The organism is Bacillus pumilus, from assembly GCF_900186955.1.
Lineage (GTDB): Bacteria > Bacillota > Bacilli > Bacillales > Bacillaceae > Bacillus > Bacillus pumilus.
The window spans coordinates 390,455-408,818 of the sequence record NZ_LT906438.1 but is presented as its reverse complement, the minus strand read 5'-3'; the positions used below and the strand labels follow the sequence as shown (position 1 = coordinate 408,818).

Below are 18,364 nucleotides of genomic sequence, written 5' to 3'. Positions count from 1 at the left end.
CTTACCCCTTTATCATCGTTTGAAGAATTCGTGCCAGTTCATCCGCCTGCGGCCTTTTCATCATGGTGACATGGTCTCCTTTGATGTGATAATACGAGCACGGTCCTTTCGTATAAGCCTCCCAGTCTGAGAACTTCTTCTGGAAATCAATGGCGTGATCACTGCTTTGTACAATATAAAACGGCACACCGAATGGTTCTTTTTCTAATTCAATGGCTTGTGACATGATTGTATTGTGCGTTTGCATTTGCAAATATTTATCTAAATACTGATCATTCATAAATTGATGAACCACTTCATCCTTTTCTGCCTCTTTGAGTATTTTTTGCTTCACTTCTTGGAAGCTCAGCCCTTGTAATGCTTCTGGCTGAATGCCGACGAGATTCCCCATTCCAAGGACAAGCGCAAGCATTTTCACTTCTTCTTCGTTCATATCCGCATGGAGCGCCTGATCTGCCTCATCTCTTAACACAGGGACGGTATCTAAAATGATGAGTCCTTTCGGCGCTTTTCCTGCATGGCAGAGCCGCTGATTCATTCCGTAGGCAAGGTGCCCGCCCATTGAATGCCCTGCTAGATAGTCAACACCAGGTCGATAGAAGGTCTCAATGGCTTCAACAAATATGGACACAAGCTCTGTGTAATGGAGGAATTGCGGTTCTTCATCCTCATATAAGCCAGGAGACTGCAAGGCGTACACAGCGCCTTGATGTGTCATCAGCTTAGCCACATCGATATAGCCCATTACCGTTCCACCGGCAGGCGGTGCAAAGAAAATCCTCGGCTCGGCTGGAGCGCCTTTTTTCAGCTCAATCACGTAGTCCTTTGGAGACCTTTCTACGTGCTCCCCGGCCTCTGGCATTGCGTCCACATGTGCGGCTAGCTGAGCCGCCGCTGGATGCATGAAAATCCATTTTGGATCCACATGAATCCCCTGTTCTTTTAATTTGGCAACGGCTTGGATACTCATAATTGAATCGCCGCCTAAATCAAAAAATGAGTCATGTATGCCTACTTGTTTGACACCAAGCACGTCCTTGAAAGCTGTGACAATCAACTGCTGCGCTTCGGTGACTGGTTTGTCATCCCCTTGAGAAAGAGAGATCGTTTCTGCTGGGTCTGGCAGTGCTTTTTGATCAACCTTTCCGTTTGTTGTGACTGGCATTTCGTCCATTACAATAAAGTAACTTGGAATCATGTAGCCTGGCAGGCTTTCCTGTAAAAATGCTTTCCAGCCTGAAACAGGATTCTCTCCGTCTGTAACAAGGTAGGCCGCCAGCCGTTTTGAGCTGCCATACGTTTTGGCGATGACTGTACATTCTTTTATTTGTGGATGCTTGAGGAGAGCTGTCTCTATTTCTCCACATTCAATCCGGTAGCCTCTAATTTTCACGAGATTGTCTTTTCGGCCGAGATATTCAATGGTGCCATCTGAACGCCATGTACCTAGATCACCTGAACGATACAGCCTGTCTCCCCCTAGTTCAGGGAATGGATTGTCTATAAACCGTTCATGCGTCCGCTCTGGATCATGAAGGTAGCCTTTTGCCAGACCTGTGCCGCCGATATAAATTTCTCCTTTGACGCCTGCTGGCACTGGGTTGAGCGCATCATCTAGTATGACAACAGTTGAATTCGATATTGGGACACCAATCGGAACTGACCTTGCTCCCTCTGGCATGTGCATGACTTGATGTGTTGTGGCTAAGGTCGTGTTTTCTGTTGGGCCGTAAGCATTGATGAGTACACCCTCCATATGTGGCAGTGCCTTTCGTGCATGCTCACTGGACATCGCTTCTCCGCCAACGAGTAATGTGCGGTAGCCTGCTACACTTTTTGGATCGTGCTCCACCAGCCGATTGAATAAAGCGGTTGGCAGACAGTTGGCTGTCACTTGATGCACTTTGATCAGCCGTGATAATTCATCCATATTCAGTGCGGCATATTTCGGAATCAGAATGAGCTGACCGCCATTCAGCAGCATGCCCCACAACTCAAATGTAAAGGCATCAAAAGCATAGTTTGAGAGCTGAAGCATCTTATCATCTGGACCTAGTTTTATATAGTTTGTTTTTCGAACCAGACGGACAACTCCTGCATGGGGGAGCATGACGCCTTTTGGTGTACCTGTTGAGCCTGATGTGTAGTTGACATAGGCTAACTGGTCTTCTCCAATGATTGATTGTTCTCTTTGATACACTGCATCTGTTACTGGTAATGGCTTGTCCATCTCAATCTTTGTACCTGTAAAGTCTACTAGACGCTCTATTAAATGAGATTGAGTGATGATCACATCACTTTGCGTATCGCGAACAATGAGGCGGATTCGCGCATCTGGATATTCTGGTGACATTGGAACATATGCAGCACCAGATTTGACAATGCCTAGCACTGAGACAATCATGTCAAAGGAACGATCAAAAAGCATCGGTACAAGTGAACCTGGTCCAACTCCTTTTGATTGCAAGTAAGCAGCAAGCTGTGTTGCCTTCTCATCCAACTCTTGATACGTCATGTGCTCTTCCAAATAAGACAAGGCAATGCGGTGCGGATCACGCTGCACCTGTTCTTCAAACAGCTCTTGAATGGTGCGCTTTGGATATGGCGTAGCCGTTTGGTTTTTCCCTATGATCATCGCAGCCTGTTCCGCTTTGTCCATTAAGCAATAATCAGAAAATGTACGTTCAGGCTGAGCTGTCATACCATCTAGCAGATGAAGATAATAATTCATATAACGATGAATGGTCTCTTGATCAAATAAATCTGTATTGTATTCCACATGGATCGACAGCTGATCCCCCTGTTCAAATACATGTAAGGTGAGATCAAATTTAGACACTGTATGATGAACCATCACATGTTCACTTGTCAGCCCTTTGAGATTGACATGGAGCGAATCTGTTACATAACCCATGGCCACTTGGAAAATAGGCGATCGACTTAAATCTCTATCTAATGAAAGATCATCGACAAGCTTATCAAATGGATAACGCTGATGCTCGAAGGCTTTTAATGTCATCTCCTTCACGTTTTCCATGACATCAGCAAACGTATCTGCTGTGGAGATATCCTGTCTCAGCGCGAGTGTATTCACAAACATTCCAACAAGCTTCTCTGATTGCTTGGCACCTCGCCCTGCGATCGGCGAACCAATGATGATATCTGTCTGTCCTGACAGCTTGTGAAGCAGGACGTAGTACGCTGACAGCATCGTCATGAACAGCGTTGTGCCCTGCTGCTTGGACAAAGCCTGCAAACGGCGGATAAGCGTATCTTCCAAGACGATTTGCTCTGTAGCGCCGTTAAATGTTTGAACTGGCGGGCGAGGACGGTCAAACGGCAGCTCTAACACCGGAAGATCACCTTGTAAATGATCGAGCCAATAGGCTTGGTCTGCTTGATGATGCGTTACTTGCTCATTTTCCCAATGGACATAATCTGTCCATTCAATTTCTAGCGCTGGGAGCTGCGGTGCTTCATCTGCAAGCAGTCCGTCATATGCCACTTCTAATTCCTGAATGAGCAGACTGAGCGACCATGCATCTGAAATGATATGGTGCTGCGCGCAAAGAAGATAAAATTCTTCATTGCCCATATCCACAATCGTCCACTGCGCAAGAGGCCCTCTTTCTAAATCATAAATGCGGTTCGCTTCTTGCTGAATAAGCTGCTCGAGTCTTCTCGTTCTTGTTTTTTCATTAAATAATGAGAAGTTCGCAACAGTGACGGATGGCGGAAGGTCTTCACGTATCAGTTGAACCGGCTTGCCGCCAAGCGATTGAAAAGTTGCGCGTAGTGCTTCATGACGTTTCGTTAAGAGACCAATCGCTTTTGTTAACGCTTGAATGTGCAATTGTCCTGTCAGCTTCCAAGCACCTAATATATTGTAATGATGGCTCTTTTCTAATGTGGATAAGAACCAAATACGCTTCTGAGCATGTGACAGCTCATAGCTTGTTCGCTTTTCCAGCTTTGGAATATTGGCTTCCTGAACAGCCGGTGCCTCTTTGATGTCATCAACCGTTTGCGCCAAATGTGCCAGATGCTTGCTTTCAAATAATATTTTTAAAGGCGCCTTGATTGAAAACTCATGATTGATCCGAGAAATGGTTTGAGTCGCCTTTAATGAATGTCCGCCAAGGTCAAAGAATTGATCCTCTTTGTACACACGATCAACGTCTAAAATGTCCTCCCATATGGCAGCAAGCATTTGCTCTGTTTTCGTTTCTGGCAATTGTTTTTCAAGGGGTTGTCCATTTTTGTGATGATTCAGCTTAAGGGCTTCATGATCAATAGAGCCATCTAGTTTTTTCGGTATTTCCTGTACTTGCTGAATATCCCAGTCACCTTTTGTTCCGCCTGCGATATCTTCCACATGCACTTCTTTGCCAGGCTGAACTGTGTAAAAAAGCTTTTTCTCAAAAGTCGGTATTGGCGCTGGCTGAAGATACGCTGCGATTTCTGGATTGGCTCCATCTAGTCCGATAAATAGATGCGCTTCATTCAGCCGAGCACCTAGACATAATGAATGGAGACCTTGCTTCTTTCCAATCAATTGAAATCCCTTGCGGACGGTAAGGGCTGCGCCGGTATGCCCCTTAGACAAACCGAGATTATCCCACATACTAAAGTTTAAAGAGATCGCCCGTCTTCCTTCTTGAAAGGTGAGCGTGTGCGCAAGCCCATCTAAAAAGCTGTTGGCCGCAGAGTAAGCCCCGAATGTTGTACCGCCAAAAAAGCCATTTACTGATCCAAAAAAGACGAGTGGTACTGCCGGATCATGCTTGAAGGCTTCCTGCAGGACAAACGCTCCGTCTGCTTTCCCTGACAGTTCCTTTGTAAAATCCTCTTCTGACGTATGCGCCAATGTATACTTATCTGTATGCTGAAAATGCTCTGATACATTGCCAGCACCGGCTAAATGCAGCACACCCCGGATGGTTTGACCAAAATGTTTTTCTGCTTTGTAAATCGCCCGCTCCACGTCAGCTAAATCGGTCACATCCGCTTGTACATAGATAACGTCACCGAGACTTTTTAGCTGTAAGAACGCTTCTTTCTTTTCCAAGCTGTCTTCCAAAGAAGTCCTTCCAATCAATACAAGCTTTAGGCCAAATTGGAGCATCTGCTTAGATAGTTCAAACCCAATACCGCCGAGTCCTCCGGTCAGCAAATAAAGACCTTCATATTCTAAAAACCCTTCTGTTTGAGGTGCTTTCATCATATCGATTTTTTCCAGCTTTGGTACGAGCCTGCGCCCTTTTCGGTATGCCACCTCTGCTTTTATATGAATCGCCGACAGCTCATTAGCAATGTGCTTTGCATCCTGTTCCACTTGCTCCGCTTCAATATCAATATGGGACACCTCTGCTCCTTCCCATTCTTGCGGGATGGTTTTTAATAAACCAACGAGCGACGTTTTCTCCACATGGAGATCGTCTTCAGGGCTTACATATTGACCACCCTTTGTCACTACAACAAGCCGGACTGGCTCTTTGTTTTCTTGCCTCCATGCTTGATACAAGTACAAAATCGATTGATTGGACCTCGCATGCATTTCTGTGAACTGCGCAGGCTCAACAATGGCTTCTTTGTCTGTCACATTCCACAAATGGAGTATGCACCCTGTCTTTAATTCATCTGCTTCAAGTGCTGCAGCGAGCCTGACATAATCCCCCTTGATTCTCGGGTTCATCTGGTACATCCCTTTGGACAGACGCAAAAATTCATGTCCTTTTTTCACAGAAACATAGGGCTGATTTCTTTTTTCAAAATGGGCGTAAAGTGATTGGTAAAGCCCTTTTTCATCCTCGAAAACGAGTACATGATCAGCAGCAGGCTGAGACGGAACAATATGCTCCTTTGCCCAAGTGCGTTTGAAAAACCAATCTGGCAGTGTTTGTTCATTTTCAGAAGCAAGGTCCAGTGCCCTTTCAATGTCACGGAATATCCCTTCTTTTAGCGCCGCGCCTAACTGAGCACGTTGGATCTTTCCACTTTCTGTTTTCGGAAATTGGTCTTTTTTCACTGGAATGATGTGATCGGGCTCTATGCCAATTTTACGAATGATGGCCTCTCTAATCTGCTGAATCATCGTGATTTGTTCCTCTAGCGAATCCTTTTGTGTCACAAAGAAGACGGCAAGCGTGTCGTTGCTTGATTCGGGATTGTAGATGCCGTACGCAGCGGCAAAGGTGACTTCCACCCCGTCCACCTCTTCCACAACTGCTTCAATTTCGTAATTCAAATAGTTGGCTCCGTTGATGACGATGATATCCTTTTCCCGGCCTGTTAGAACAAGACGCCCTTCGTGGATAAATCCTAAATCCCCCGTGTGAAACCAGCCATTTTCCACAAATACCTCTTGATTGGCTTCCTCATTTTGATCATAGCCCATCATAATCGTCGGACTCTTCACCTGCAAGCGCCCGACCTGATCTTCTGGCAGCACATGATGATGCTCGTCTACAATCCGAATCCATACAGACGGAATCGGTGCACCGACTTCGGTAAACGTCATTTTGTGCGGATGATCTTGCGCCACGCATTGAATGTCACCTGTTAACGAAGTCTGATCAATCGTCAGCTGTCCATCCTGATCACCATGCCGCATGAATTTCTTTGATTGAACAATGGCTGAGGATGTTTCAGACATGCCGTACGCCGGCACCATCGCATGACGGCTTAATCCGTGCTGACCCATCATATGCATGAAGCGCTGCGTTACTTTTGGCACAACCGCTTCGGCTGCATTCATGATATAAGTCAGTGTGGAGAGATCCCAGCTCCCCTTGCGAATGTCGTCCTCATATTCATTCATCATCGCAAAAGCAAAATTCGGTGCCCATGTCCTTGTGACGCCGTATGTTTCTACCCAATCCAGCCATACCATCGGCCGCTCGATAAATTGATCGATGGATGGACTAATCTGCTGGCAGCCAAAGTAGACGTCATGCACATGAAACATGACAATGCCTCCTACATGATCAAGCGGCATCCAGTTAAGCGACATATCCTCATGCGTAAAGCCATTTGTCTGCTCAAAGGAGATGATTCGAGATAAAATACTTTGATGGTTGTGACGGATACACTTTGGCACACCCGTACTTCCTGAAGAGAGCAGCTGAAGCACAGGCTCATCTGGCTCTGGCTCATAATGCTGTTCATCAGGTTCACACGAGAGCAATGTTTCGATTGTTAAAATAGGTATGTCTTTTGCCTCAAATGACTCACGCAGCCCAGCAATGTCCTCAGCACTTGCTTCATTCGTCATAATAAACGGTTCATTTTGCAGCCGAAACACGCCTTTCAGCTTGTTCACAGCTTGATTCGTTTCATCATAAACAGGCGGTACAGAAACCGGAGTCGGAATGATACCACCGAGAATACAGCCCCAAAACGCAGTGATGAAATCTTGATGATCTTTCAATTGTAGTAACACTTGATCGCCGTTTGTCAGGCCTGCTTTCCTTAAACCAGACAGAACCCGTTCTGCGTTTGTGAGTAACTCAGGATAGGATTGGGTCAACGTGCGCCCGCCTTCTTTGATATAGGTCACCCCGCGGTCAGGTGACATAAAGGCTGATCGAATCAACACCTCTGTCAGTGTGACAGGTGTGCCTGGTTTTTTGATGACATCCCCGCCATACACAAGTGCAGGCGGCTTTTCATGAGCGGATGCTTGCTTTGTTTCGCCCTCTTCATCCTTCGAGATCGATTCGTTCCCTTGCGCACGCTGCCGATTAGGAAACAGATCATCTAAGTGATAAGGCGTTTGTTTTTCTGTCTGACTTTCAATGAGAGCAGCCGCTTCCTCTACTCCATCTATAGCTTTCGTACGATCTTCTATCTTTCTCAAACTCTCTTCATCAATGATGTCAATCGAAAGCAGTGCTTCTGTATCGACCGCTCCACTTTCTGTCCTTGGCAAGGAAGGCAATAAGACGAGAGCGGCTGGCACTTCATCAGGGTGAAGCGCGCCTGTCATCAGATCCTCTCTTGTTAGCGAAGGGTCCTTCGCCTGTGCAAATAGCACAAGCGAGAGGCTGCCTTCTTCATTTTTCTTCGGGATGAATGCACATTCCTTTAACGGAAAATGAAGCATCACGACCTGTTCTAATGCTTTGAGATCGATTCGTTTTCCGTTGATTCTGACGATATGATTTGCTGCATGTCCTTTTCTTCTACTCATTAACATCGTTCTTCTCCTCCTACACCCAATCCAAAATCTGAATCTTGTTTTTTTCAGTCCAAACGCCGACATCCCCTGTCGGATAGAGGTATTCGCCTGTTTGATGTTTGAATGGATGCGGAATTTTATGCGTCTCCATCCAATCGGCAAGCTCTCCGCAAAGTGCCTTGATATCCTTTGCACCGATAAAAATATCTCCAGGAAATCCTACCGGCATGAGCTGATGCTCTTCGCTCAGAACATAGATTTCCGTCTCACACGAAGGATCATGAATAACTGAATAGACCTCTTCTTGATCTGGGTACAGCACGCTGACTTGTGCGTTTTTCGCCCAATCGGTGATCATCCGCTCTTTTTCTTTATTTATCACGATCGTGAAGGAAGAGAGTGGTGTCTCCACTTGTTCTGTCATGGCTTCAAGTGTATGGACCAGCTGCTGCATCAGCGATTGTATTTGTTTTTCTTTATATTGATTGAAGCGGTATGTGACCCGAAGCTCCAGCGTATCTCCCGGGACAGCCACAAGGGTCAGGTCATAGTTGGTTTCTTCATGACTAGCTATGTCTAAGATCCGTACACCATACGGCTCTACAGATTCAATCGGGTAGTTTTCAAACACGACAATGCTGTTAAACAATGATTCTCCATTCGGAATTTGGGTCATCTGCTGAATATCTGGGAGTACGGTATACTCGAATTCTCGCATGTGAAAAACCGTTCCCTGCGTCTGTGCCAGCAGCTCGGCAATGGTCCTGTCTGGTGTGATCGGCAAACGAAGCGGCAAGGTGTTAATAAAGAGCCCTGTCATGCTTTCAACCTCTGGTAAGTCCGCCGGCCGGCCAGATACTGTGACACCGAACACGACATCCTCTGAGCCTGAATGAAGGTGCAAGAGCAGACCCCATGCCGCCTGAATCAGTGTGCTCATCGTGACCTTCTGTGTCCCTGTCATTTTCTCCAGCTTCTGCTGCATTTCAGGCGTCAGTTTGATACTAATTTGATCAATACCTGCTCCTTCATCCGAAGCTTGCTCTCCGTTTCCTGGAAGTGGTGTGGCTTCCTCTACTCCTGACATATAATGTTTCCAGAACTCTTGTGCCTTCTCTTGATCCTGCTTTTGCAACCACTCAATAAAATCTTTATATGGACGCACAGCAGGAAGGTTCATCTCTCGTTCATCCACAAGCGAGCGATACATTGAAAAGGATTCCTCAATCAAGCCGAACAGGCTCCAGCCATCAATTAAAATATGATGAAAGCTAAAAACAAACGTGCAAGTTTTCTCGTCACGATGGAACAAAGCGATACGAATGAGCGGTTCAGCCGAATTTTCCAAATCAAAATCCTTTGAACGATCGGATTGTAAATAACGCTCAATAGTTTTCTTCTGATCCATTTCACTCAGGTGGCGCACATCGTGCTGAGTGAGGTGAATGCTTCCTTCTGATTGAATCAATTGGACAGGCTCCTTTAGCCCCTCCCAAGCAAATCTTGTCCGTAAAATCGAATGACGTTCCACAAGCAGATTCCATGCTTTTTCATAGGCTTCACCGTCCGTTAAGCCTTCGAGTGTCATATGCACCTGACCAAAATACGCCTGTGATGCTTGATCTAACAGTGCATGAAACAGCATCCCTTGCTGCATCGGAGATAATGGATACACATCTACCACATTGTCTGGAAGCTCATCTATTTGCTTTTGCGTCAGCTGGACCATTGGAAAATCAGATGGCGTAAAGCCGCCTTTTGCCTCTACACAATGCGTCAAAATGCCCTCCATTTTTTCTTTAAATCGTTCAGGTAACTGACGCACCTCTTCCTCCTGAAGCAGTTCACGATTGATCATAAAATTCATCTGAAGCTGACCACTGACAACGTATCCGTACACATCGATCAAATGCTGTCTTTCTGCTTTTGGGTCATGTACATGTCCATTTCGTTCATCTGCTATATACAGATTTGCCTCACCATCTATTTGATCTAACTGTCCAAGGTAATTAAAGCTCACCTGCGGCGCTGCCGTTTTAAGTAAACGAGATGCTGTCATGTATTGAAGTAAGCCATAGCCGATCCCCTTTTGCGGCACAGCTCTTAAGGTTTCTTTGACATCTTTAATTTGTCTCTCAACATCGGTTTGAATAAAAGGAATAAAAATAGGATAAGAGCTTGTAAACCAGCCGACTGTCCGTGACAAATCCATCTGTTCAAATAAATCCTCGCGTCCATGCCCTTCTAACGTAATCAGTAGTGGCTTTCCAACAGCTTGCGCAAGTGCTGACAGGAGTAAATCGTTGACCTCTGTTCGGTACGCTTGTGATGCGTGCCTTAGTAAAATGTCTGTTTGATCCTTCGTCAATTGAATAGTCAGGATCTCTGCATGTTCTTCTATATTGAAAAGCGCAGGTGGTTGAAAAGGCGAACCTTCTTCCTCTTGATTCATGATCTTTTCCCAAAAAGGAACCTGCTCTTGTAATTGATCGGTTTGTGCATATTCATAGAGTGCCTCTGCCCACTGCTGATAGGAAGCGGTTTTCTTTGCAAGCGTGATCTCCTGCCCTGCCGCAGCCTGCTTCAACCCATTTAATACATCTTCCTGTATGATGCGCCACGATATTCCATCCATCACAAGATGGTGGGCTGCGATAAAGAGTTCAGACGTACAATCACTTGTCTGAAAAAGAATGGCTTTGATCACTTCTCCCCGCTCTAATGACAATGTTCCTTGACAAGCGCTTGTCTCCAAGCGAATTTGCTCTAGCGCTTCCTCGTGAGAAATATCCGTCAAATCAACGAAAGTGACACAAGGAATGATGCCAGGCGCGCGAACGGTTTGAATCCATGTACCGTCTGTTGCTTTTGTATAAATGGCTCTCAGCATATCGTGATGATCGACAAGCTTTGAAAGAACTTGTGTTAACTGCTCGGGTTGTATCGATTGCTTGAATTCAATATGCGCTGATAGATTCCAATAATCTTGGTTTGTCATCGATTGTTCAAGGAACCAAGATTGGATTGGAAGCAGACGAACATTTCCTGTAACAGGTGATTGATCATAGGACACAGATACATCTGCTTTTTTCATAGCGCGTGCCAGCTGTGAAATGGTCTGTTTTTCAAATACATCTCTCGGCTGTATGATGTAGCCTTCCTGTGCTAGGCGTGCCACCATTTGTATGACAATAATAGAATCTCCGCCAAGCTCAAAGTAGTTATCATGAACACCGATTGAAGGAGTGCCAAGAAGCTGAGTCCACACCTTTTCCAGCACCCGTTCTCCCTCACTGAGTGCCTGATCTGCTGGTTTGTCTGCTTCTTCCTGTCTCCACACTGGCGGCGGGAGATGCTTTTGATCTACCTTGCCGTTTGGCGTGAGCGGCAGTTCCTCGAGCTCTATGAATAGGCTCGGTACCATATAATCTGGCAGTCTATCTTTTAACTTGCGTCGAAGGTCTTGCTGAGTCCATGCACCTTTTTGGACAAAGTAACCGATCAGGCGCTTATGACCACTCTCGTGCTGATGCGGAATAACCGCACATTCTACGATGTCTTCAACACTCAGCATAGCGGCTTCAATTTCTCCGCATTCGACGCGATGTCCGCGTATTTTCACTTGATGATCCATTCTTCCAAGGCAGTCGATGATGCCATTTGGGAGCCAGCGGCCCATATCACCTGTTTTATATAAACGCTCTCCTTTATGGAAAGGATGCGGGATAAATGATTGCGATGTTTTTTCTTCATCTCCAAGGTAGCCGAGTGCCAGCCCTGTTCCGCCAACGTAGATTTCTCCAATGACACCCTGCGGAACCGGCTGCAGCTGGTCGTCTAATACATAGGCTTGTGAATAAGCAATTGGCTGACCGATAGGAACGGTCGTCTGCCCTTCGTCTAATGAACGAATGTGATGCACACAGGAGAACGTCGTATTCTCAGTTGGTCCATAGCCGTTTAAAAGCCCTTCCGGTAAATACGGTAGTGCCTTGCGAATATGAGCAGCTGAGAGCGCATCACCACCGACCAATAATGCATCGAATCCAGATAAAGCTTCTGGATGTTCCTCTGTCAATCGGTTGAACAGCGGCACCGTCAAAAATCCTGTTGTGATCTTGTATGATGTCAGTGTATCAGCCAGTGTATCCATTGATAAAATCGTATTTCGATCGGTCAGGATCAGTCTTCCCCCGTTTAGCAGGGCTCCCCATATTTCATACGTAAAGGCATCAAAGGAGAAGCTGGCAATTTGTAAAATACGTGTATGTTCATCAAGGGTGACATAATCTGTTTCACAGACAAGCCGGATGACTGCTTGATGCGGGATCAATACCCCTTTTGGCTGTCCAGTTGATCCTGAGGTGTAATTGATATAAGCGAGTCCATCAGGTTTTAAGGCAGCAGGTATGAGTTCTGCTTCTGATAAAAATTCTTCATATCCTTCATCAAGACAAATGAGTTCGGTTTGACTGATGGACACCTTTTTCAGCCATTTATTTTTTGTCAGTAACAGCTGAATACCTGTATCCCTCAGCATATAATCAATGCGGGCATCTGGATATTCAGGATCAATTGGCACATAGGCGCCTCCTGCTTTCACAATCGCCAGCACCCCAAGAATCATTTCAGGCGACCTGTCGATGAGCAGCCCTACTGGTTCATGCGGCGTCACACCTCGCTGCTGCAGAGAAGCCGCAAGCCGGTCGACTTTCTCTTGTAACACACGATACGTCCACTGCTCTTCCCCGAATTCGAGAGCGATGGCATCGGGTGACTTTCTCACCTGCGCTTCAAACCGTTCCGTGATGAGAAGCGGGCCTGCAGGCTGATCTGTTTTGCCGCTCCATTCATAGAGCAGCTGATGCTTCTCTTTTTCTGGCAGGTAATTCATTAGTCTAATCGGCTGTGCTGGATTTTCACAAATACGCTCAAGCAGCTGCTCGTAGTACCGAAGGAACCGGTCCATCGTATCGTCAGAAAATAAGTCCACATCATACTCCAGTTTTAATTGAAGACCCTCCGCTCCTTCAAAAACAAACAGGGATAGATCGAATTTGGCGGTATCGTTATCTTCAATGGCTAAAACAGATGTCGCCTCCCCCATCGGAGAAGCTTCTAGCGGCAGATTTTGCAAAACGAACATGACCTGAAACAGCGGCTGTTTGCCAGCCTCACGTACAATATTCAGCTCATCTACGACCATCTCAAACGGCACATCCTGATGCGCATAAGCGCCCATTGTTGTTTCTTTCACCCGTTCTAATAGGTCAGTGAAAGCAGGATTCCCGCTATGATCGATCCGAAGTGCCAGCGTATTGACGAAAAATCCGATGAGCTGCTCCATCTCCGTCCGATTTCTCCCAGCAATGACTGATCCAATCACAAACTCATCCTGTGAAGACAAACGGTGCAGCAAGGTAGAAAAGGCAGTCAGTAGCGTCATATAAAGGGTGCTGTGTGTTTTTTTAGAAAGAGCTGCCAGCTGCTCAGACAGCGACTTCGACAGGTGGTATTTTTTCGTTTTTCCCTTGTAGGATTGAACGGCTGGCCGCGGGTAGTCATACGGCAAAACCAAATCTTCTACAGGGACAGCAAATTGCTCCTTCCAATAGGAAACCTGCTTTTGGAGCGTCTCTCCAGTCAAATACTCCTTCTGCCATAGGGCGTAATCCGCATATTGTATTGGCAGCGGCGAAAGATCAGGCTCTCTCTTGTCAATCATCGCTGTATACCATTCAGACAGCTCTCTTGCGGCAATCCCAACCGACCAGCCATCTGACACAATGTGGTGAATGGACATCAGCAGCAAATGATCTGTTTCCGACAACCGAATCAGTTTTACCCGAAAGAGCGGATCATGCTCTAAGCGGAAAGCTGTGCTTGCCTCTCTTTTTGCCCACTCAGCCGCTTTTTGTCCTTTTTCTTCCTGTGACGTCAGATCTGATAGATCCACCACTTCAAGCTCTGGAAGGGTCATATGCTCATGGATGATCTGCACCGGTTCATCGCCGCTCATGGTAAAGGAAGTTCTAAGCGCCTCATGCCTTTGCACCATTTGCTGAAGACTGCGCTGAAGCACCTTCACATCTAAAGATCCATTCACCCGAAAGGAAATTGTATTATTGTAAAATGGCAGATCAGGCTGTAATTGATAGAGAAACCACTGTCTTTGCTGGGCATAGGACATCGGAATCTTCTGACCCTTTGCCATTTTCCGCACCTGTACCGCTTCATCCACTTTTGCATGCGAATCGATCCATGCCGCTAATTCCCCAAGTCTCGTATGCTCAAAAAGAACAGCGAGAGGCACATCAAACCCCATTTTTTGTCTCACCGCAGACAGCATTTGCGTTGCCTTGAGCGAATGACCCCCGAGTAGAAAGAAATGATCACCACAGCTGACATTTGAGACATCAAGCAGCTCGGACCAAATGCTTGCCAAAAGTTTCTCCGTCTCCGTTTGAGGCGCTCTGTCCTCGGCTTCCTGTCCACTTTCCTCAATGAGTGCTTTAAAATACGGTTCATCCGGCATGCCATCCTCTGATTCTTTCCAATATTCCTCAGGAAATAGATGGACGGAATATTCACCAGATATATGAGACTGCAAAGACGTATAAATGGACTGATACAGCCGTTCTTCAATGGCTTTTGTTTTGTCGGTTTTGAAAAAGACATACACGGCTTTCTCTGTTCGGCTCTTCGCATGAAGCATCTCTTGAATGTCCTGCTTCGACCGATCTAATCCCATATAAATGAGAGGTGCATCTGTCATCAAACATGCCAGCATCGTCTGCAAGCCCGCCCGCTTCGGAATCGGAAGATAGCCTCTTTCTTTTAACATGCCTTTGATCATCGAACCCTCGCTCATGCCGATCTCATCCCACATGCTAAAGCTAAAGCAGTAAGGCTTCACGGTAGATGTCAGCCTCTGATAATGAGCAAATTGTTCAACGAACTCATTGGCAGCGCAATAAGCGCCTACGGTCATCCCGCCCTTTAACGTTCGTGCTGATGAGCTAGAAAGAAACAAGACATTCTGCCGTTTAGAAGCTGCTTCATGAAGCGCAATCGTGCCATATACCTTTGCTTCGTACATCGCATGTAAGGACGCAGACGACATGTCCGCAAGCAGCTCTTCTTGAATGATGCCAGCGAAATGAATCACACCATGCAGCCTTTTTCCATGAGCCACCTCTTGTCTCGAGATAAGGGCTTCAAGGGCTTTTGCATCCGTCAAGTCCACTTCTTCATAATGAACAGTGCCGCCGCGTTTTTCCGCTTGTTTCTCAAGTGAGGTCAATACGTCTTGCTGCTCCGCACTTAAAGCCTCTCGTGCCTTTCTTCCAAGCAGCACAAGATGCGCGTGATAGGATGTTAGAAGATGTTCACTTAGCATCCGTCCTATTCCGCCAAGCCCGCCTGTCATCACGTAAAGCCCCGATGATTCAAATGGCGGTTTTTTCCTCTTTTGTTCCCTTTCCAGATGAAGCGGCGCTATAAGAGGAATATAACGAACACCTTCACGATAAGCAGCGACATGCTGACTTGTGCCATGGATGAGCTCTGTCATGATCGCCGATACATGAGAATGACCAACCGATTCTGTTAGAGAAAAATCAAGACATCGCACCTTGATAAACGGCCATTCATGCTGAACAGCTGTCATCAATCCCGCTGTTGTTGCTTTTTCCACATGATGTACTTTGTCTTCTGGCAAATTCATCGCATGAGCGGAGACAAAGGTCATCTCTACAGCTTCCTCATAGGCGGCGATCGCTTTTGTTACATACAATGCACTCATGCTGCCAGCTTTCTGTGCTTCCTTCGCTATTTCCGCCTGTAATGTGTCTTTCTTGTTTGTGTAGTTCCAAAGGTGAATGATTTGTTTCACCGAAACGCCATACGAACGGAGCGTCTCAAAGAGTTGTTCGTAGTCTGACGGCCGATTCGGGTGGATGATGAAGTGAGTGGGTGTGAGTTGTGTGAATGCTTGACCCGGTTCAACCGTGATATAGGTTTGTTCTTGGTTTGAGAGGAATTTCAATTGATCTGCCAGCCCTAACTCATCTGCAAAGATCACCATGTCCCCTTCTGTTTGCTTTTCCGTTTCATGAAGCGGAGCGGGTGTCCACTTCTTTTGATAACTCCAATCAGGCAAGGTGTGTTCATTTTCAAGTCTGATGTCCAGTTCCTTGATGATTTCGTCGAATTCCCCTTCCTGCCACCTTGTCTTGAGCTGTGCCCTTTCTATTTTTCCAGAGCTTGTTTTCGGAAAGGCATGCTTCTGGACAGGAATAATCCTTGATGCATAAAGACCCATTTTTGTCGCAATATGGGTTTTAATGTGCTGGCTAGCCCTCATGATATAAGCAGGCTCATACAGCTTCGGTGTAAAAAAGAGAATCAGTTCATCGGATGCAGATGCCTCCATCCGAACGGAGCAAGCTGCCACAAAGCTTGTTTCTACGCCGGGTACTTCCTCTGCCATGGCTTCAATTTCATAGTTGTGATAATTTTTCCCGTTGATGATGATCATGTCTTTTTCTCTACCGGTTAATGTCAGTCTTCCTTCATGCAGAAAACCTAAATCACCCGTGTGGAACCAGCCTTCTGTTTGAAAAACCTCTTGATTCGCTTCGTCATTCTTGTAATAGCCCTTCATTGTCGTCGGCCCTTTGATTTGCACGCTACCAATATGATCTTCGGGAAGAAGCTCATGCTCATGGTTGACGATACGAATCGTGATACCCGGAATCGGTTTCCCGAGCTCTGTAAAGCTGACGGTTCCAGTTTCGCGTGCCTCTGCTGGTCTTAGCTGCTCTGTCAGCGATGTTTCCTCAAAGGTCAGTACCCCGCTGTTTTCATCTCCCCGCTCAATCGCAAAAGAGAAGACAACGGCTGATGAGATTTCTGACATGCCGAAAGCTGGTCTGATGACGTCTCCTTTTAAGCCGTGCGGAGCGAGCAGGTGTAAAAACCGGTGAATCGTCTTCGGTACGACCGCTTCTGCCCCATTGATCATACAAGTCATAGCAGAAAGATCCCACGATCCCGAAGAGATTTCTTTCTCATAATCATTGATCATCGCAAATGCGAAGTTAGGTGCCCATGTCTTCGTTGCACGATAACGGTCCATCCAGTCAAGCCAGCGCAGCGGCTGAGCGATGAAGTCATCTGTTCTTGCTCGAATTTGCTCACAGCCTGTGTACACATTGACAAGATGGAACATGACAATGCCGCCAATATGATCTAATGGCATCCAGTCTAACGAGACATCCTCTTGTGTAAACCCATTGGCTGCCACTGTTCCTTTGACATTCGCCAGCACACTTCTATGAGAATGCTCTACGCATTTGGGCATCCCCGTACTTCCAGACGTTAAGATAAAAAAGACGGAATCATCGGGCGTGACTGGGTGTACTTCTAGATCTCTATCTAAAGTAAGCATTGGTTCAACGGCTGCCACACGTAATTGATCTGTATGCCACAGTAAAGCCAAGCCTTGCACCTCATCAATCAGCGAGTCATCCGTGAGAATGAGCGGGTGCTCCAGCAGGTCCCAAGCGTGATGAAGCTTCTTCACTGAGGCATTCATTTCCCGATAGGTCGGGGCTGCCGACACAAGTGTTGGGACAAATCCGCCTAACACACATGCCCAAAAAGCCGTGACCATCGCATGATTCGATGAAAATTGAAAGAACACAGGATCTCCTGGCTCAAGCCCTAGTGCCCTTAAACCCGTCAACACCCGCTCGGCATCCTCCTTTAACTGCGCGTAGGATTGCGTGAGCTCGTTTTCACTATTGATGATATAAGTCAGCCCATTTGTTGTTTTGGCTGCCTCAGTTAGAGCGTCCTGCAAGGTTTGAGCTCCTGCACGAACATCTATATCCCCTCCATAGGAAATGGCTGGGGGCATGTCCGCTAAAGCAGGTGAAGCCATTTGCGTTTGTATCCATTCAGCTGCGGCCTCCTGCTCCATGTGTTGGTCTAGAAATAAATGAGAGAGGTGATATGGCCGTGGTCGAATGGTTTTTTCACGAGAAAAAACAGCGAAGCGTTCGATTTCGTTGGTTTGTAAAATGGTTTTCTGTACATCTTGTAAAATCGTATCCATTGATTCATGTACATTCGATTGATTAATGGTTGATGGTTTCATATGAGTTCCTTCCCTTTTTTGTC

At 46.3% G+C, this 18,364-nt stretch carries 2 protein-coding genes; both read right to left on the bottom strand.

Annotated features, from left to right (window positions below; translation table 11 throughout):
• Window position 1: 1 nt before the first annotated feature.
• The gene (locus tag CKW02_RS02005; protein ID WP_003214490.1) at window positions 2-8,197 is read right to left on the bottom strand and encodes a non-ribosomal peptide synthetase; all 8,196 of its coding nucleotides are present in this window, start codon (window positions 8,195-8,197) and stop codon (window positions 2-4) included.
• A 13-nt stretch (window positions 8,198-8,210) separates the two neighbouring features.
• A complete protein-coding gene (locus CKW02_RS02000; RefSeq protein WP_003214194.1) occupies window positions 8,211-18,341 on the bottom strand; it encodes a non-ribosomal peptide synthetase in 10,131 nt (3,376 codons plus the stop codon).
• Window positions 18,342-18,364 lie beyond the last annotated feature (23 nt).

What these genes read in the sequence shown, in the direction of transcription:
- CKW02_RS02005 (WP_003214490.1), bottom strand. Translation starts at nt 8,197, where the DNA reads ATGTTAATGAGTAGAAGAAAAGGACATGCAGCAAATCATATCGTCAGA.
- CKW02_RS02000 (WP_003214194.1), bottom strand. Translation starts at nt 18,341, where the DNA reads ATGAAACCATCAACCATTAATCAATCGAATGTACATGAATCAATGGAT.